At 56.9% G+C, this 255-nt stretch carries 2 pseudogenes; both read left to right on the top strand.

The annotated features are described in order from the left end of the window. Positions 1 to 146: pseudogene (locus E0D98_RS26980) on the top strand (phage minor tail protein L); the annotation flags it as partial. A gap of 10 nt (positions 147 to 156) precedes the next feature. Next, positions 157 to 255: pseudogene (locus E0D98_RS26975) on the top strand (phage tail protein); the annotation flags it as partial.

Below are 255 nucleotides of genomic sequence, written 5' to 3'. Positions count from 1 at the left end.
ACGGTCCGGCAGTGGCGGATGAGTTCGACAACCCCACCACGGATATCCGGAAGGACAGATGCAGTAAATGCATGCGCGGGTGTGAGATGCGCGGCATGGTGGCTAATTTCGGCGGTTTCCTTTCCATTAATAAACTTTCGCAGTAAATCCCGTTTTATGACACAGACTGAATCAGCGATTCTGGCGCATGCCCGGCGGTGTGCGCCAGCGGAGTCGTGCGGCTTCGTGATAAGCACCCCGGAGGGCGAACGGTAC

The organism is Escherichia sp. KCJ4928, from assembly GCF_004352695.1.
In the GTDB taxonomy this organism is placed as follows: domain Bacteria; phylum Pseudomonadota; class Gammaproteobacteria; order Enterobacterales; family Enterobacteriaceae; genus ECMA0423.
The sequence above is the reverse complement of the archived record's forward strand: the minus strand, read 5'-3'. Positions and strand labels throughout refer to the sequence as shown.